A 19,355-nucleotide genomic window follows, 5' to 3' on the forward strand; every position below is an offset into this window, starting at 1 on the left:
CAGCCTTTTCCTACTACTAATAATAAAAAGAAAAACAATTAATTCCATCCGCCACCCAATGCCCTGTAAATATTGACAAAAGCATTCATCTGCTGTTTTTTGGTCTCGATAAGTTCGAATTTAGATTCCAATGCATCTTTTTGCGTAAGAAGCACTTCGATATAATCCGCCCTTGCAGAACTAAATAAATCACTGGAAATCTTTATGGATTCATTGAGTGCCTGCACCTGTTTGGATTTCAGATCATAGCTCTGTGCCGTGTTTTTAATTTTAGAGAGCTGGTTGGCCACCTCGATATATGCATTTACCAAAGTACGCTCGTAATTATAAACAGCCTGAATCTGCTTGGCATTGGCAGTCATATAACTGGCCTTGATCGCATTCCTGTTTATTAAGGGAGCTAGCAGATCTCCAGCCAAAGAATACATTAAAGACTCCGGAGAGGTTAATAAATATTTTGTATTGAAAGCCTCGTACCCAATACCTGCGGAAATTCCCAAAGAAGGGTAAAACTTTGCTTTGGCTGCTTTTATGTCTAGTCTGGCAGCTATCAGATCCATCTCGGCCTTTTTAATGTCAGGACGGTTTTCCAGTAATTGGGCGGGAACGCCGGCTTGAACAGCAGGGGGAATCATGGTATTAAAACTATTATCGTCCCTGGCTATTGTCTGGGGGAAACGCCCTAAAAGGAAATTGATTTTATTTTCCGTTTCATATATGTCCTGCTGTATCTCAAACTGCAGGCTCTGCGTATTGAAGACCTGCGCCTCAAAACGGCGCACAGCAAGCTCATTGACCCTGGCGGCTTCTTTTTGTATTTTTACAATTTTTAAGGCGTTGGACTGGATATCAATATTTTGATTCACTATTTTCAATTGATTGTCCAGGGCCAACAGTTCATAGTAAGAGTTTGCAATTTCAGCTATCAGGTTAGTAACCACAAAGTTTTTCCCTTCTACCGACGCCAGGTAACGGTTCAAAGCTGCTTTTTTGGCATTATGAAGTTTGTTCCAGATATCAATTTCCCAGGATGCCGAGAGTCCAAATCCGTAATTAGGCAGAGGATCAGGCGTTTCTTTACCAGGCCTGATTTCAGTAGTTGCCTCACCGGAACCCGTACTGGTATAGCGGCCTGATTTATCAAGGCTGGCTCCTGCATTAAATCCCAGAAAAGGCAGATATTCCCCTTTTCTTGCCCTGACTTCACTTCGGGCAACCTGTATTTCCTGCAAAGTAATGTTCAGCTCCTGATTGTTCTGTAATGCAATCTCTATAAGATTTTTTAAATTCTCATCTTTAAAATAACTTCTCCATTGTACTTTTCCTGTATTGGCGGTATCTGCAGAAGCATTTGCATAAACCGCAGGAACGGTCTTATTTTCGTCTTTTTGTACAACAGAAGGAGTTTTACATCCAACTACGCACATCAATACGCAGGATAAACCTGCGTATTTTATTTTTTTATTATTCTTCATTTTCAAGCGTTTGATCGTTTGCTGAAAAATCATGTACGTGATGCATAAAATCATCTGACAATGAACTTTCTTCTTCTCCTTTAATTAATTTTCTTCCCTGGGCCAATGAACCAAAAATATAGTACAGTCCCGGAACTATGATTACCCCGAAAATGGTTCCAAAAAGCATTCCTCCAAGAGCAGATCCCCCAATGGTACGGTTACCGATAGCACCTGCCCCCGAAGCAAAAATCAAAGGGATCAGTCCGGCAATAAAAGCAAAGGAAGTCATTAAAATAGGCCTGAAACGCACCCTGGCCCCTTCAATAGCCGCTTCTAAAATTGTAGCGCCCTGCTGATGTTTGAGCACCGCAAATTCAACGATAAGCACTGCATTTTTCCCCAGTAATCCCACCAGCATAATAAGTCCGATCTGGGCGTAAATATCATTCTGCAAGCCCATCATCTGCAGTATTACAAAAGAGCCCAAAAGCCCGATCGGTATGGACAAAATCACAGATAAGGGAATAATAAAGCTCTCGTATTGCGCCGCCAGCACAAAATAAACAAAAGCCAGCACTACCAGAAAGATATACAGTGATTCATTTCCCCTTGCGGCCTCGTCATACGAGAGCCCTTCCCAGGCAATGTCATATCCTTTTGGAAGCGTTTTGGCCGATACTTCCCGGACGGCCTTGATCGCATCAGCGGTCGTATATCCCCTGGCCGGCTGTCCCTGGATTGCCGCAGAATTATACATATTATAGCGGGTAACTTCATTGGGACCCTGCGTTTTTTTAAGTTTCATAAAGGCAGAGTACGGAACCATTTCTCCGTGGTCGTTCTTTACGAAAAGATTTAAAACATCCGAGGGAAGCCTTCTGAACTTTGGATCCGACTGCACATATACCTTGAAAAAACGTCCAAACTTTATGAATCCCTGCTCATAAGTACTGCCTATCATAATGTTTAGGTTCTCCATTGCTTTTCCGATGGAAACGCCTTTCTGCATGGCCAGGTCATTATTAAATTCGAGTTCGTATTGCGGATAATTGGCGGCAAAAAACGTAAATAATCCAGAGAGTTCTTTACGTTTTCCAAGCTCTGCCATAAAATTTTTATTGATTTTGTCAAACTCCTGATAATTGGTGCCTGTTGTTTTATCGAGCAGACGCATGGAGAAACCTCCCGAAGAACCAAAACCCGGAATCGCCGGCGGTTCAAAAAATTCAACCACTGCCCCAAGGCCCCTGGATTTTTCCTCCAATTCCTGCATAATTTCCTTTACGGTATGCTTTCTGTCTGACCATGATTTCAAATTAATCAGGCAGGTTCCGGCATTGGATCCCCTTCCTTCGGTCATAATTTCATAGCCTGCCAAAGACGAAACTGACTCCACTCCTTCTACATCTTCACAGATTTTCTGAAGCCTGTGCGCCACTTCATTGGTGGTTTCCAGAGTTGATCCCGGTGGTGTCTGAATAATTCCATAAATAGTTCCCTGATCTTCACTTGGAATAAATCCTGAAGGCAGCACCTGGTTCTCAACAAATATAGCTCCACAGAATCCAATTAGAATGAAAAAAGTCAGCCATCTCCTGCTTACAATAGATTTTAAAACCGCTACATATCGGCCAGTCAGACGGTCAAACCATCTGTTAAAACCATCCAAGGCTTTGGTCAATACATTTCCTTTCTTTGGTTTCCCGTGATTGTTTTTCAATAAAATAGCACATAAAACCGGCGTAAGTGTAAGTGCTACTAGAGCCGAAATAATAATAGAACTTGACATAGTTACCGAAAACTGTCTGTAGAAAGTACCTACCGGTCCGGTCATAAAGGCAATAGGAATAAACACCGCTACCATAACGGCAGTAATGGCTATAACAGCACCACCAATTTCTCCAAGCACCAATTTTACCGCATGATAAGGGGTAATATGAGGAAATTCCTCAAACTTGGCGTGGACGGCCTCTACAACCACAATAGCGTTATCGACCACAATACCAATAGCTAATACCAATGAGAATAAGGTAACCAGGTTTATCGACATTCCAAAGAGCTGAATAACAAAAAAGGCACCCACCAGAGAAACCGGCACAGCAATAATAGGAATCAGAGTGGAACGCCAGTCTCCTAAAAAGACAAATACGACCAAAGCAACCAAAATAAATGCATCCCGAAGTGTATGCATTACCTGATCGATCGAAGCATCAAGGAAGCTTGATACATCATAGCTGATTTTATAATCCATCCCCGGGGGAAAACTAGCTTTCATTTCCTCCAATTTTGCTTTTACATCATTGATTACATCACTTGCATTACTGCCGTAGTTTTGTTTCAGTACAATTGCCGCAGAAGGGTGCCCGTCTAAATTGGAATATATATCAAAAAATTCACTGCCAAGCTCCACTTTTGCTATATCCTTTAAATGAATACTCTGTCCCTCTGCATTGGCACGTATAACAATATTTTCATACTGTTTAGGTTCATTATATCTCCCTTTATAGGTTAAAACATACTCTAAAGACTGTGCTGAAATACCCGAACTTTGCCCTAATCGTCCCGGACGTCCAATAATACTCTGCTCCTGGAGAGCCTCCATGACTTCTTCTACAGAGATTTTATAAGCCCTCATCCTGTCGGGATTCAGCCAGACACGCATGGCATATTTACGGCTACCTAAAATTTGTGATCTTGCGACCCCTTTTACCCTTGAGATCTCTGGTATCATTTTTACGTCAGCATAATTATAGAGGAATTTTTCATCCATACTTTTGCTTTTCGAATACAAATTGACATACATCAGCATGCTGGGCTGAATAGGCGTAATCACAACACCTTCACGCTGGACCAATTCAGGCAGCAGCGGCATTACCTGGTCTACCCTGGTTTTGACCCTTATAACAGCCTGATTGGGATCTGTTCCCGGCTCGAATATGATCCTGAGCGTTGCTTCCCCGGCGCTTGTCGCATCAGTGGCCATATAGCGAACCCCCTGTACCCCATTAAGGGAATTCTCCAGGGTAATCAATGTTGATTTTACCAGTACATCTGCACTGGCTCCCGGATAGGCTATAAAAATGTTTACTGTTGTTGGCGCAATCTGGGGAAACTGTGATATAGGAAGCTGTTTGATGGCCAGCGAACCTATAAAGACAATTACAATGGAAATTATAATTGCAAAAACGGGCCTGTGTATAAATTTATTAAACATGTTTTTTTATTTTTAAAGATTCAATTACTCCGCATACAGCTCTAAATGAGACAATACGGATTCTGGCTGTACTAATTTGTAGTCTATTTTGTCGTTCTCTTTTACAAGACGCAGACCTTCCAGGAGAATCTTATCATCCAGGGACAAACCTTCTTTTATGACAAATAAGTGAGGCATCTCGGCCATGACAACAACTTCTCTTGATTTTACAGCGTTATCTTTATCAATTACATAAACATATTTTTTATCCAGTACCTCAAATGTAGCCTTCTGTGGAATAAGCATTGCGTTTTTTAATGCTATCGGCATCTCAATGCTTCCGGTTTCTCCATGTCTGAGTAATCTTTTTGGATTAGGGAAAGTAGCCCTGAATGGAATATTACCAGTCTCATTGTCAAAATCCGCTTCAATGGTTTCCACTTTTCCAGGGTAGGGAAATCTCTGGTTATTGGCCATTAAAAGGTTTACCTGCATTGGACTTCCTTTATCTGCCTGGGTCTGATAATCCAGATATTCGGACTCCGGAACATTGTAATACACCCACATGGAGCTGTTGTCAGCCAGTTCTGTTAGAAGCTCCCCTTCATCAACCAGACTTCCCGGGCGGACATGAAACTTATCGATGATACCATCAAATGGTGCCCTGATTTCAGTAAACTGTAAATGGACCTGGCTCAGGGACATTTCGGCATTGGCTTTCTCCAATTTTGCTTTTGCCATAGCCAGCTCGCCCGGGGCAACCACATTTGCATCGGCTAATCTTTTGGTATTTTTATATTCTATCTCCGCAAAACTCGCTTCTGCTTTCGATTTCTTTAATTCTGCCTCGTAAAGGGTCGGCATAATTTTAAAAAGCAGCTGTCCTTTCTTGACCGCCTGTCCTTCATCAACATAGATCTTCTGCAAATATCCGCGTTCCTGGGCCCTTAGTTCAATATGCTGGATGGAATGAATCTGAGAGACATATTCTTTGGTAATGGTCGTATCTCTTTCTATTGGATTGGTAACCAAAAATTTGGTTTTTTCTTCTTTTGTTTCTTCTTTTTTAGAGTTGCAGGCAGTATTCAATAGTATAGCCGCCACGCTTAGAAGCATGAGGATTCTGTTCATAATAATTTTAAGGTTTAAACCGAAATGATTTTTTTTGTTTTAAAAAAGTCTTCAGGGAAGACCAAGGAAATCCTTACCCGTTTATTACAGCAGTAAACACTGCGCAACAAAGGATAAAAAACAATATATTATAAGTAATTGGGAATACTTACAGATTAAAAATCAAATTCTGAAAACCTGAAAAAGGACATATACCTTATTGGAAAATAAATTGAAAATTTTGCGGTAATTTACCTTTTTAGTAAAGGCAACCGTATACTCGGTTAATTTATTACTGCCTAAAAAATTTAAAAAATAAGTGCTTTTTACAAGCTGTTTTTGGATGCCTGCGAAATTTTCTTCTGTTTCTTCATTGTCAAGAAGACAGGCTTTTCTTTTAAATGTTTCAAAAAAACGCCCCCTGTCCAAACAGTGCCCGGGAACTGAATTTATGACAGGGATTATCAAATTTAGCTGATGATGAGAAAGCTGGCTGCTCTGCGCGTTGACATTACCTTGTCCGCCGAGCAGAATGATAAATAAAAGCAAAAATTTTGTAAACCATTTTTTCATACCGTGACAAATTTAGTAAACAGTATGATAAAAGCAATCATTAAAATTCAAAAATTCCAAGAAATGCTATTTTGCATTTCCTTAGTGCCATAATTTTAAAATATCGTTATTTTTGATTCTTAAAATAAAAATTTGATAAAAACGTTCTCAGTATCTTTGCAATCGGACTTGAAAGTTGTAAATAAAATGGAGAAAAGATGTTGAGCCTGCTTTAATTAGTATGTCATTTTTTTGTTTATTTAAGTGAATTGCCAGTGCTCAAAAAATATTGAAACAGCTATTTTTTATAAGCCTATTTATTTTTTGCCATTTTTTTTTTAATTTTAGAATAATAAATTTTTCAAAATAACTATCTTTGTAAAACAGCATATAGCCTCAATTCAAAATATTTTTTTTGCCTATAATCCCCAATGAAACAATTTAAGTTCATAAGTGTTATCTTTCTACTAATGCTTTCCCTTGTAAGCAGAGCAGAATGCAGCAAACACAACGGTGCGCTTGAAAATTTCAAATCTCTCAATACCTTTATAACTTCTGGAATTCAGATTAATTCAGCATCCGCTTTGGCGCATACTAAAGACCTGGATATTCATTTTATAATAAAAAAGAAAATAAAAAATCGTGCTACGTCTTCAGAGAGCATCACTTTTAAAACGCCGTACCTGATCAAATTAGTTGATTTTAAGATCTTCAAAAATCGGCTGATATATGGCATTGCATCGGTTTATCAAATTCAGCGCTATACTTATCTGCATCTCTACCAGCTTTTCTAACATCTGGTATTTCCTATTTTTAAAATTCAGTTTTTTTAACGTTATCTTCTTTGATGATTTTGACAAGGCAAATAACCTTATAAAATCATTTTAGAGAACTGCACCAAATTGCCCCGCCTGTTATTAATAATAATGCCAAATATCTTTTTACAAAGACTTGCAGCATAACTTTTAATAATTTCAAAAACTGAATATCCAAATTTGTAATTTTTACAATACGCAAGATAAATCCAAAGCATTAAAACAAATAAAACAAGCCTTATCATGAAAAAAATTACTCAAATCATCTGTGTTCTTTTGACAGTTACAAGTATGAGTGCACAACAGGAGAAAGGAATCATTGGCTACTCGAACTGGCTTTCCAACTGGTCGGAATTTAAGCCTCATAAAGCAGACTACGGAGAGGCCAACCAAATTTTGGCAGGAAACATTTCTGTCAATACCAAACTGCTCAAAAGGAATGTTTATGTGCTACAGGGAAACGTGTATGTCACTAATAATGCGGTGCTAACAATCGAACCCGGGACTTTAATTATCGGTGATTTCCAGACAAAAGGAACCCTGGTTGTTACAAAAGGCGCGCAGCTTGTTGCAGACGGTCTGGAAACCGACCCTATTGTGTTTACTTCCAACCGCAGCATGAAAAAAGCAGGAGACTGGGGAGGGATTGTACTTCTTGGAGATGCCCCTATCAATAAATTTGGAAATATTGGTTCGTATAACTTAGATCTTGATCCCGCACTAACAACATATGGGGGGGATAATACTTTATCGAATTCCGGAATTTTAAGATATGTGAGAATCGAATTTGCCGGCAAAAATATTAAGGGTGCCGATACATTCAACGGTTTGACAATCGCAGGTGTCGGGAGCCAGACCATTCTGGAGAATATAATGGTCAGTTATTGCGGCGGTAACTCATTTGCCTTCTATGGCGGTGACGTAAATGCTACTAAATTTGTATCCTATAAGTCAATTAACGACGACTATAAATTCACTCAGGGTGTCCAATGCCGATTGTATAATTCGCTGGCTGTAAGATCTTCTTATCTGTCAAGCAACAGGGACGGCTCACGCTGTCTGGAGGTAAAATCATACGAAAATAAAAATGAAACGGATTTTACCAAAAAACAGACTTTTGTTTCGGCAGCCAATATAACAATGCTCAATGACAGTGAAAATATCAATGCCGATATTCAGTCAGGTCTTGTCAAAGAAGCCCTGTATGTTGCTGAGAATGCAACTCTTGAAATGAAGCGCAGTGTAATTTCCGGATTTAATCCCGCTGTTTTACTGGACAGTAAAACAGACATTAATGCCGATAATCTCAAAAGGATTAAATTGGAGGAAATGTTTTTTAATCTCTGTACGGCAAATATCCTCACAGAGGGCAACAGGAACAAGGAAGAATTAGAACACTGGTATGGCAACAGTTTGTTTTTTAATGTTTATTCCAAAACGGACAATAAAGAAACATTTGTTGACATATTTGACCCAAAAAGACCGGATTTCAGATTGCAATTAGGAAAAATTACCGCCTCAAGCGGCAATAGATAATTTCAATTGCCATATCTAATCCACATGCCGCATATTGACAACAATATTGGAGTTTAAACTAGAGGTATTTTAATAAAAATATCTTTAAGTTAATCCGGTTATGCGGTATGGCAATAAAATGATACAGGAGGTTTTAGCCTGTAGGATATAAAATAAAACATTTATATTCTGTAGGCTAAAATTAATTCAAATCTTGTTGTGTTGTTTTTTTATCTGCCACTCGATTATTCTGCTTATCAGCAACATTTTTTTGGCATTGATCCACTTCGACAGCATGCAGGTGCCAAGTTATGTGTACTGCTGCAGGGAATATGCGTGCTGTTTTCCCAAATGACACTGCCAAAACTTATTAAGTACCTACATTAACCTTACCATAACTGTTCACCTTGAGAAAATTATTATTTCCAATTATAATTATAACATCTGCCTCTATCTTAATTATAAGAATATTTTATTTACAAATTTTGAATCATTCCTATAAATTAAAGGCTGAAAACAATTCCATAAAAATTCAATATGTAATACCCGAAAGAGGCAATATATTCGACAGATATGGCAAAATATTAGTAACAAACCAGCTTTCATATGATATTATGGTCATCCCTGGGGAAATCAAAAACATCGATACTTTAGAGCTTTGTAAATTGCTAAAAATTAATAAAGGGGAATTCTCAAAACAAATAGCCAAAGCAAGGTCATACAGCACCCGGCTGCCTTCTTTATTTCTAGCCCAATTGGATCGCAGTAAATTTTCAGCATTTCAGGAAAAAATAAGAAATTTTCCCGGATTTTATTTTCAAAAAAGAATGCTCAGGAAGTACACAGTAAATTATGGGGCAAATATATTTGGCTATACCACGCAGGTAAACCAAGAATTGCTAAAAGAAAATTCATATTATAAAAGTGGTGACTTAATCGGGAAACAAGGCGTTGAAGAAAGTTATGAGGATCTTCTCCGGGGTATAAAAGGAATAAAATATTTTCAAAAAGACAAATTCAACAGGAAGATTGGATCTTATCAAAATGGCAATTATGATACGCTGGCCGTTAAGGGTACTGATATGAACCTGTCAATTGACGCGGAACTGCAATCCTACGGAGAGCAGCTCATGGTACATAAAAGAGGCGCAATTGTAGCTATTGAACCACAGACCGGCGAGATACTGGCTTTAATAACTGCTCCCTCGTACGATCCGGGTTTATTAACAGGGAGCTCGCGGTCAAAAAACTACACGAAATTGTACTATGATTCGATCTCAAAACCACTGTATAACCGGGCGCTCCTGGCAGAGTACCCGCCCGGCTCGCCCTTTAAGATACTAACGGGTTTAATTGGCCTGCAGGAAGGTGTTATAAATGAAAACACATCTTTTATATGCCGTCATGGATTTAGTTATGGCCGCGGTAGTTTTATGAAATGCCACGGGGAGGGACCCCATCAATTACGTAATGGGATTTACAATTCCTGCAATACCTACTTTGGAAATACTTATATGCTGAGTATCAACAGATATTCAACGCCGTCTAAGGGTGTTGACTCCTGGGCTAATTACCTGAAAAGTTTTGGTCTGGGCAACTATATGGGCTATGACCTGCCAACAGGAAGAAAAGGCAAAATTCCAACATCACAGACTTATAACAAAATTTATCCAAACAGGAAATGGAAGAGCACCACTATCATTTCCAATTCTATTGGACAGGGAGAGGTTTTAATGACTCCTATCCAGCTCACAAGCATGATGGCGGCAGTAGCGAACCGTGGCTATTATTATACACCTCATATCGTAAGGAAAATTGCCGGACAAAAGATTCCTTCAAGGTTTACCACAAAGCATATAACGGCTATAGAGAAAAAGTATTTCAATGCAGTTATTGATGGATTATCTGATGTATACAATTTTGGGACAGCACGCGGTTTGAATGTTCCGGGAATAGAGATTTGCGGAAAAACAGGCACGGCAGAAAATTTTGCCAGAGTAAATGGAAAACGGGTTCAATTGACCGACCATTCCATATTTGCTGCATTTGCCCCAAAGAATAATCCCAAAATTGCCATTGCAGTATTAATTGAAAACGGCGGTGCCGGCAGAACCATTGCAGGTCCGATAGCCAGCCTTATGATCGAAAAATATCTTAAAAGAAAAATAAGCCTTACTGATTTGGAGATTAAAGTTCTCAATACCAGCTTAGAGAGTCAATACAATCCTTCACTGGAGTTAAAAAATAAAATTCACCCAAAAAATAAAGTATCCTTATAATCATACTGTATAATATAATAGTATTACATAATCAGCCTAACCCCTCCCAATTCAGAAACACGATACGAAAATTTATCTCCCGGCGAGGCAATGAACATGAAATTTTTGGGAATCTTCCACTGCTCTGATAATTCATCTATAAGATCAGGCCCGAATACGCCATCAATCTCTACAAACTCAATATGGATTTCAGGGTAAGCCCTGTCAAGCACTTCAAGATCTTTCTTGAGGGCATTGTTGCATTCCCCCAATAGCCTGACATTGACAATTTTCAGCTTTCTGGTGGTCTCGTTGTTCTGTACATACTGCATTACTTTGTTAAGTATCGCCACATCGTCACTTTTTGTAAAAAAGACAAACTCCTGGGAATGAATTTTATTCTGTACTTTTCTCAAATAGCGATTGCTTATAATGGCAAATTTGCGGACAGGCTTATAGAAATATTCCAGAATATCCACCATAGTCTGTATCAAAAGCGATCTGTTGAGCATAATGAGTACAAACAAAACCGCGGGTATAAGATAATTTATAAAGGTTTGAAAAGCCTCCTTATTTAGAATAATATTACCTGCAAATCCAATTAGTATAAATGCTATTGCCACCACTACTGCTATTCCCCTTGCCTTTTCAGGTCTGGGAAGTTTTCTGCGTTTTATTTTCAGCAGCAGATTTCCAATACCAAAAAGCGCCATAACGGCCAGAAAAGAAAAAGTATAAACACCGGCTAATGCTTCCAGTCTTCCTTTTGTAACGAGCATAACCGATACGCATAGTATCAGAAAGGTAACAATGATCCTGTAATTGGAGCCTCTTTTGTTTTCTTTAAGAAAATAATTGGGCAGTATCCTGTCCAGGGTCATTCTTTTGAGAAGTCCTGAGACACCGACAAAAGAAGTAAGCACTGCACCGCACAAAACAAGAACGGCATCTATGGAGATCATCCATGCCAGCCAGTCCCCTCCAGTGGTATGCCCCAGATAAGATAAAAGCGATTCTTTGTGCTCTCCAAGCTGGGCAATGGGTATTATGGCAATTAACAGCAGGGCGATTACTGGATTAAAAAAGCTTACAATAGCCCACATATTGCGAAGGGTCTTTGGAAAAACCCCTGCCTTTTGTTCTTCTACAAAGTTAGCAGAACTTTCAAAGCCGGAAATACCCAGCATTGCTGCAGAGAAACCCAGAAACAGCGTATATATTATCCCATTGGAATTCATAGGCAGTTCCCAGTTAAGGTGAAAGGTTTCCAATCCATTTGAAAATATAAAAAAACCTGAAAATACTACCAGAAGCACCAGGGTAACCAGATGAATTATAAAGATACAGACAGCGACAATGGCCGACTCCCCTATTCCAATAATTGCCAGTAAGGTAAATAAAACCAAAACTACTGCCGCTGCCATAAGGATATTGATTCCCTCAAATATAGTATGCAGATAATGCATAGCCTCAGTGGCTGATATTACTGCCGTGGTCATATAGGACAGTACGGTAAGAATCGCTGCAAATGAAGCTATCCTTTTTGTTGATGTATTGAGCAGCACATTATATGCTCCTCCATTAAGAGGCAGCGCCCCGACAACTTCACCATAAATTTTGCGAAAAAGCAGCAGCACAAATGCCACTATCAAAAGTGAGATCCAGGCATACTGCCCGGCATATCCAATGGTAAGAGCAGAAACATAAAGGCAGGAAGAAGTAATATCGTTACCGCAGATAGCAGTTGCCTGAAGTTCATTTAGTTTGTGCGTAATGTTCTTTTTCATAGAAATAATGGTAATTATAAAGAGGAAATAACCCGAGGTTTTTTTATAAAGCGTATTCCCCTATAAACAAAGTTAAGTCTAAATTAATACTTTACCCAACAAAAGTGCTAAAAGTCCAACAGGGCAATTATCCAGATAGTCTGTCATCTTATAAAAAAGAAAAAATAGAACTATTGGTTATTTTTCTTGGAATCGGTTTTTTATATGGTTAACTTTGAAAATACTAATTATCAGTACACCTATTGTAAAATTATAGCTGTGTAAATAATTCGTTACTGCTTGTGTCAATTAACTGTTGATCTACTATTTTGATAGTATTCTTTAGCTTTCACTGTCTTTAGACAGCACTCCCCGGGCTTTTTTCAACTAAAAACTTTGATAAGCAAAATTTGCGTCTATTTTATGCTTTTGTAATCTGCAGGTGTTCCGTTAGTTCAATACTTTTGAATCGAAACATTAAAACTTATCTATGGATATCTTAAACACAACCTTTTTAGGCAACACTTTTTTAACATGGCTTATCGCAGCGTCAATAATAATAGCATCTGTAATTATTGTAAAGGCAGTCAAAGTTGTGGTTATCAGAAGACTCAAAAACTGGGCCTCAAATACAAAGACTACCTGGGATAATTTTATCATCGAGGTAGTGGATAAATCCGTACTTCCTATACAGATCCGAAACAGTAATTCATAGAGCCAAATAAAGACAATTCTACCTTAAATTAAAACGTTTTTTTCAAATCCTCCATAATATTTGTAGAATTGTATAATAGTTTACTGCCATAAACCAATTTACTTTTTATAATTTTTGCATCAATCCCCAACAGGACATCTAAACCAAATTTATAAAGCCACTGGAAGACAGATAACTACATATAATAAGCCAATTTCTTTAAATCATCCACAAAATGGTTCTAAAATTGTTCCTTTACGGCTACTAAATAGCACTTTTATTTAGGTGTAAAACTTTAAATTAAGTTTTGTGGCAGAATCGTGGCACATGGTATTTTTGAAAAATCGAAATTCAGTAAAATAAAGCGTTAACGAGTTTAGGTTCGAAACTTTTAGATTACGTTGTTTTTTAGTTTTTTTATCAGGAGGGTTCGAGTCCCGTTCCCGATATTAATAAAAATTAGAAACCTGTGTTTTCAAGGGAATATGGTCCTAGTCCCATTAAGGTGATCATCTCAAACTTAGAGGTCACTACAGCAAATGGCGCCAATTTAAGACAATTGGCACCTTTTTTTACATTCTTATAATGAATGAGCTAACTTGTTTTTGTTTTCGTTTATATTTTTCATAGCTAAAGCGAATCAGGTGATATCATGAAATATTTACGAATTACAACTCCAAAAATTAGTTTTTGAAGTACTAAGCGATACAAAATATTATGAGGTGCAATTAAGATACAAATTGAAAGTTACATTATATATAATTGAACTAATATCCTTTCAAATTCTTCGATTGACTCATAGCGTAAAAATGAATACCTTCTTTTATTATATCATTTGTTTATCTAAAACAAAGTTATAGTCAAAAAAATAAAAATTAATACAACCAAAAGGTGGTTAAAATCTATTGATGTAACACAGTTGGTTCTAACATGAATTATGGATTTGATGCCGTTATGCGGTGCGCTGGAGCGTCCTTTAAACCCTAGAACTATACCCAAACAACTCTTACATTAACCTTCTAATATATACTATAAAAAAAAGAATAAACCACGACTTTTTAGAAGCGTAGTTTATTCTTTTATTAAATTCTTAAGAGCAAATCCAGCCAGCCTTGGCTGTGATTCCTACTTAAACACACATGGGTGTACTAACTCTTGGGTAAAAATATTTTAGCGATATCATATGTCAAAATTAAAAACCCTAAAAATACAAGCCAGTTTGTAAAAATATGTTCTAAAAAGTTCTTTCTTGTCAACACTACATATCTAATCTCCAAAATTATAAATAATAAAATCGCAAATAAATGCAGGTATAAGAACAACAGCACAAGAATGAAATGCTGGTATATATTTCCAAAAAATATTAGTAAAGCATACATAATTACATTGAGGATTCTTATATTTTTTATAAATCTAAGCCACCTAAAGTTATTTATTTCTTCCATTTATATTTATAATGTTAAAGCTTGGTACCCACTAGCAATCAAAACAGTATTGATATGATTTAGTAATACACTATCAAAAGAATTTCACTTCCAAAAAATTAATTCCGCAGTATTAAATAATCTAAAATGAATCTGAGGTACAAATTAGATACAATTAATAAATAATTTAAACCCTAAAGGCCTCAGTGCAGTCCCGACACCTTGTGTAATAGCAGAACCTTCTCCAAGTGAGACAATATCTAAAGCGAGTAAACCAGCTCCCAAAGCTATATAACATTTATCTCCATTTTGCACACCTTGATGAATTTTCCGCAAAGACTTATTATACCAAAGCCACTGGATATAATGTAATCATTAGTGGTATTACAAAAACAACAAACTGCAACTTTTCTTAGAGTTGCAGTTTGTTTAGTAAAAAAGATCAAATTTATAGGTACTTTACCCCCCGAACATAATGAATAGACTTCAAACAGGACACCTGCATTTTAGACAACACTTCAGGCTGCTAGGTTAAATCTTGTTCAACCATGCTAAATCCTAGAGTAACCATAAGTATTTATTTTTTTTTATACTTTTCAAGATTGTAATCAGTTTTTACAATATTTTCGACTATTTGTTCTCTAAAATAAGCCTCATTTTTAGGATTCCACTCGCCACGTTTTCCCATTTCTCCGTTTAATTTTTTAAGATCTTCCGCTTTTAAAGGGGGATTCCATCGTACAACAAGATTAACAGGGATTTCCCCTCTAGTCAATTTATTTTTTATTTCAAAGCCATCATAAATTAAAAAAATAGTACTACTTACAGATGCAATATTATTATCATCCTCAGAAAACAGAAAATTATTTATAGGTATATTAAGGTCGTTAAGCAAAACCTCAAATTTTTTCCCAATATAATATTCTTTGTTGTCTAGAATTTTGGTTTGCACGTATGCCAAAGTATCCCCTTTAAAATCATTTAAAGTAAGTTTTGTTGGGTTTTTATAATACTTTTTTTCTTCTTTTGCAGTAGCTTCTTTTTTACATGCACAAGCACCTAAGATTATTATGCAGAAAATTATTGTTACTTTTTTCATCTTTTTTTTAATTAATTTTATAGACAATCTACGCTTTCATAAATAGTAAAACCCATTGCATCTTTTTTCTCAGTGCCGTCCGGATTTTTGGATGGTTTTACATCAATTTTTTTAAATTCATTCGATCCTGATGCGGCTTTTAATAAATCAATTCCGTCATCCTTTACTACATATGCATATGCTCTTTCACGAGCTTCTTCAATACTCATATGATTGTTTGTAGTGAATGGATTAATCATCTGGTTATAGTCAATACTTAAAGGAGTTCCATCTTTAAAACCTTTAGTAGCGGGGTCATAAAAATCTCCATTAAGTTCCTTGAAATTTTCTAATTTACTCACATCAGAAATATGCAGATCATATTTTGTTCCATCTGCTGCAATAACATATGAATCCGAAAAATTCGGTGAAAAACTTTTCGAATCGGCTAAAGACCAAAGATCTTCAGCACTAGGTCTGGGAATTCCACCAGCCGGATGGGTATGTACATCAGAAATGGTATGATTTGAAATTTTTATAAAACCTCCATTTGTACCAGCAGTTTGAATTCCTCCGGAAGTAAAGCCCCATTGGTATCAAATATCCCTGAACTAATTACTCCATTAACCTCAATAATTACAAAGCCTTCTTCATTTTGTCCACTAGTAGTTGAAAAAGGGGAAAAATTATTTGATAGTTGTAAAGCATGATTCGCAAAAAATGTCGTTGCTCCAATTGCTGCCTGAAGTGTAGAGAATGTACAAGGGTCGTCATCATTATTTGGCGGATCTGAATTCCAATAGTTGCAGCTCATATGATCATAAGCGTAGCTGTATGGGTCACAAGGATCTCCTGTGTCACCTCCACATTGATAGGGATTATACGCACTGCTTAATGGATCGCAAGAATCTCCTGTGTCAGAACCATCAGAACCTGTTAGCCATTTTGTACAAAACAAAACTACAACTTTTTTAGGGTTGTAGCTTGTTTCTGTTTTTTAGTACAATCTTAATTAATAATCATGTTAATCTAATACCTATTGAATATTATTTTTTTCAATTATTTTTATTCTAACTACAATAAGATTCCCATATTTTTTGGCATCTTCTTTTGTCCAGACGCTTTCAATTCCTTTAGGTCTTTTTTCCCATTGCCAGTCAATACGTTCCTTTACATACACATATAAAGATACTCTATCATCTAAACTTCCTTGATTTAGTTTTTGTTGTTCTAAAGTGGTAAATCTAAAACTAAAAAAGAATTGATCCTCATTTTGTCCTATACCAGTTTTTATTTGAGGACCTATTTCTTTAAGTAAATATTTAAGTGGTTTATTTACAAATTTTGATTCATTAACTTTTAGTTCTTTCATCTCTCTTGTCGTTTGTACCATTGGCACTCCCTTACAACTATATAGAACTGTTGCTATTAAAAATAGTATTAAAAATCTAATTATTTTTTTCATTTTTAATTATTTATTAGTCATGGACAATTAATTAGTTGATAATTTGTAATGCCATTTATTGTGGTTTGCTTAATTGCTATTTTTACATATGAACCATCAACTGAGTCTTTTTTTAAGATAGATATTCCCGATTTATACTTGTCTAAAGTTGCAACAATCGCATTTATTTTTCCTTCTGTACTTGACCCCATTATAGGTACAAGATCCTGCAAGTGGTCAAAGATTACTATGGGAAATTCCGGAGGATTGTTATCTGTTTGGTCTTTAGGATATTTTGTAACAAACTCTTTAGCTAATTCAGGGTTTGTCACAACCATAGCATATGAATCTCCATTTGGCAAATTAATATATGATGTGACAAAGTTAGGGTTATTTGAAACCAATGTCACAGCAGTATAAACATCCCCTGCAGATGGCGGATAATCAACCACATGATTATGTACAGCCGCAAAAGCTCCTGGCCAATTTTGTGTAACAGGCACATTGTAAACACCTCCATCTCTAATAGGAGCTTGAGTTATTTGACCATTTGCATCTTTACCAAAAGTAATTCCATGTTCAAAACCATCTATAGCTGATGCCGCATCAAGAGCATCTGCTGTGGAAGATTGTATGTTATTTGGAATTGAATTACTTTTATTTTCTGCTTCCAATTTGCCATCACAGGGTTCAGGATCAATTTGTATAGGCGGATCTGGATTAGTTGTTTCTCCATAACAAACGGTATAATCATAAGCATAGCTGTATGGGTCACAAGGATCTCCTGTGTCACCTCCACATTGATTAGGATTATACGCACTGCTCAATGGATCGCAAGGATCTCCTGTGTCATTATTGTTCCCGCCATGGCATGTGTTGTAATCATAAGATGAACTCCAAATATCGCAAGGATCTCCTGAGTCAGGACTACCACCGTCATCATCACAACCTGCTCCTACACATATCTCTGGAAGATCAATATCCCAACCATAATCCCCACCAGAGGTTTGTGCATAACTACTTTGCCCTACAAGCATACATAAGAACGCAAGAACTAATATATAATATTTCTTTTTCATAATTCTTATTTTTTAATTAAAATAGCAGTTTTTACTTCTTGTCCGTAATTCAGGCGGAGCACATAGTAACCAGAGGGGGCGTTAAGGCTTATGGTTTTGCTTAGTGTGCCCTGGCTCAGACTGTCCCATTGGGTAGTATAGAGCAATTGTCCCGATAAGGAGTGTACACTTGCAGTTACGTTGGTAGTTTCGGTTAAATCAAAACTCAATTGAAAACTACTTTCAAAAGGGTTGGGATAAACGACAATTTTGGATAGTATTTCACTGGCCGTGGTAACAGGTCTCGATTGTTTTTTCTCTAAAATGATGTACATGGGCTTTTCGTTCTCCCGTTCCTCGATGTTATAGAGCTGGAGGTTGCCTATGATAAACAGTGATTCGTCCGTCTGCAGCAATTGAAGTTGCGCTTCCTTAAATTCATATGTATTGGATCGCCCCTTGTAAAAGTGTTCCGTACGGTCTATTTTGGAGTCTTTAAATACGATCGCATTTTCCTGTATTCGGGCTGCAAAAACTACTGCGTCTCCCCCTGTTTCTTTCCACTCTCCGGCTAATTGTTTTTCTTCCTGATGTAAGTCTATTTCCAGTGGTGTACTGCTAATAATGTTTTGCCCGCTAAAGTCATAACGTAATAAACTACCAGTATAATTACCCGAAATATCCCCTGTTATAGGATGTTTTTGGTGAATTTTCCATTGCACAATATCACTTGAAAACCATCGTTGAGCAAAACAGCATATAATGCTTGCCAATAAGTGCCTGTACTTTCCATTGCTATGGTTAGGATGCCATTTTCTTTAAGCCAATTTGATATTGCTTTGAGGTCTTCATTATAAACACCAAACTCTCTTATGTGTTCTTCCTTTTGACCAATAGCTACAAAATGACCCCTGCTTCCGATGTCTATTCCTGCAGCTTTAGGATTGACAATCTCCATCGAAATTTGATTTTTTTCTTTCATTTTAAAAAT

At 37.0% G+C, this 19,355-nt stretch carries 15 protein-coding genes; 3 read left to right on the plus strand and 12 right to left on the minus strand.

The window, feature by feature from the left end:
* Positions 1–38 precede the first annotated feature (38 nt).
* The 4 genes from ACQKCJ_RS03795 to ACQKCJ_RS03810 form a co-directional block, all read right to left on the minus strand.
* The gene (locus tag ACQKCJ_RS03795) at positions 39–1,475 is read right to left on the minus strand and encodes a TolC family protein (protein ID WP_230038413.1); all 1,437 of its coding nucleotides are present in this window, start codon (positions 1,473–1,475) and stop codon (positions 39–41) included.
* Positions 1,465–4,671, minus strand: a complete 3,207-nt coding sequence (locus ACQKCJ_RS03800) for an efflux RND transporter permease subunit (protein WP_230038410.1) — start codon at positions 4,669–4,671, stop codon at positions 1,465–1,467. Before ACQKCJ_RS03800 ends, ACQKCJ_RS03795 begins: the two co-directional genes overlap by 11 nt.
* Before the next feature lie 24 nt (positions 4,672–4,695).
* The gene (locus tag ACQKCJ_RS03805) at positions 4,696–5,781 is read right to left on the minus strand and encodes an efflux RND transporter periplasmic adaptor subunit (protein WP_230038409.1); all 1,086 of its coding nucleotides are present in this window, start codon (positions 5,779–5,781) and stop codon (positions 4,696–4,698) included.
* A gap of 162 nt (positions 5,782–5,943) precedes the next feature.
* Positions 5,944–6,333, minus strand: a complete 390-nt coding sequence (locus tag ACQKCJ_RS03810; protein ID WP_230038407.1) for a hypothetical protein — start codon at positions 6,331–6,333, stop codon at positions 5,944–5,946.
* 410 nt (positions 6,334–6,743) lie between these two features.
* Between ACQKCJ_RS03810 and ACQKCJ_RS03815 the strand changes: the two genes are divergently transcribed.
* From ACQKCJ_RS03815 to mrdA, 3 genes are all read left to right on the plus strand, one after another.
* The gene (locus ACQKCJ_RS03815) at positions 6,744–7,106 is read left to right on the plus strand and encodes a hypothetical protein (protein ID WP_230038405.1); all 363 of its coding nucleotides are present in this window, start codon (positions 6,744–6,746) and stop codon (positions 7,104–7,106) included.
* A 264-nt stretch (positions 7,107–7,370) separates the two neighbouring features.
* Positions 7,371–8,663 (plus strand): hypothetical protein, encoded by a 1,293-nt coding sequence (locus ACQKCJ_RS03820; protein ID WP_230038403.1) that lies wholly within the window; start codon positions 7,371–7,373, stop codon positions 8,661–8,663.
* A gap of 386 nt (positions 8,664–9,049) precedes the next feature.
* On the plus strand, positions 9,050–10,921 hold the full coding sequence (mrdA, locus tag ACQKCJ_RS03825; protein ID WP_230038400.1) for a penicillin-binding protein 2: 1,872 nt from the start codon (positions 9,050–9,052) through the stop codon (positions 10,919–10,921).
* Between the two features lie 23 nt (positions 10,922–10,944).
* Here mrdA and ACQKCJ_RS03830 read toward each other — a convergent pair whose 3' ends face one another.
* The 8 genes from ACQKCJ_RS03830 to ACQKCJ_RS03865 form a co-directional block, all read right to left on the minus strand.
* On the minus strand, positions 10,945–12,687 hold the full coding sequence (locus ACQKCJ_RS03830; protein WP_230038398.1) for an APC family permease: 1,743 nt from the start codon (positions 12,685–12,687) through the stop codon (positions 10,945–10,947).
* A 2,674-nt stretch (positions 12,688–15,361) separates the two neighbouring features.
* The gene (locus tag ACQKCJ_RS03835) at positions 15,362–15,883 is read right to left on the minus strand and encodes a hypothetical protein (protein WP_147424204.1); all 522 of its coding nucleotides are present in this window, start codon (positions 15,881–15,883) and stop codon (positions 15,362–15,364) included.
* A 17-nt stretch (positions 15,884–15,900) separates the two neighbouring features.
* Complete coding sequence (locus tag ACQKCJ_RS03840) at positions 15,901–16,224, minus strand: hypothetical protein (RefSeq protein WP_230038387.1); 324 nt, start codon at positions 16,222–16,224, stop codon at positions 15,901–15,903.
* A 173-nt stretch (positions 16,225–16,397) separates the two neighbouring features.
* Positions 16,398–16,820: a hypothetical protein gene (locus tag ACQKCJ_RS03845; protein WP_121321563.1), complete on the minus strand. Its 423-nt coding sequence runs from the start codon at positions 16,818–16,820 to the stop codon at positions 16,398–16,400.
* A gap of 78 nt (positions 16,821–16,898) precedes the next feature.
* Positions 16,899–17,327: a hypothetical protein gene (locus ACQKCJ_RS03850; RefSeq protein ID WP_121321565.1), complete on the minus strand. Its 429-nt coding sequence runs from the start codon at positions 17,325–17,327 to the stop codon at positions 16,899–16,901.
* Positions 17,328–17,344: 17 nt separating this feature from the next.
* Positions 17,345–18,385, minus strand: coding sequence for a hypothetical protein (locus ACQKCJ_RS03855; RefSeq protein WP_147424205.1), 1,041 nt, complete (start codon positions 18,383–18,385; stop codon positions 17,345–17,347).
* 5 nt (positions 18,386–18,390) lie between these two features.
* Complete coding sequence (locus ACQKCJ_RS03860) at positions 18,391–19,086, minus strand: T9SS type A sorting domain-containing protein (protein ID WP_121321569.1); 696 nt, start codon at positions 19,084–19,086, stop codon at positions 18,391–18,393.
* Positions 19,053–19,346 (minus strand): IS110 family transposase, encoded by a 294-nt coding sequence (locus ACQKCJ_RS03865; protein WP_121321571.1) that lies wholly within the window; start codon positions 19,344–19,346, stop codon positions 19,053–19,055. The genes ACQKCJ_RS03860 and ACQKCJ_RS03865 overlap by 34 nt, the downstream gene beginning before the upstream one ends.
* Positions 19,347–19,355: the final 9 nt, after the last annotated feature.

Origin of the sequence: Flavobacterium sp. NPDC079362 (assembly GCF_050267765.1) — a bacterium.
GTDB lineage: Bacteria > Bacteroidota > Bacteroidia > Flavobacteriales > Flavobacteriaceae > Flavobacterium > Flavobacterium azizsancarii.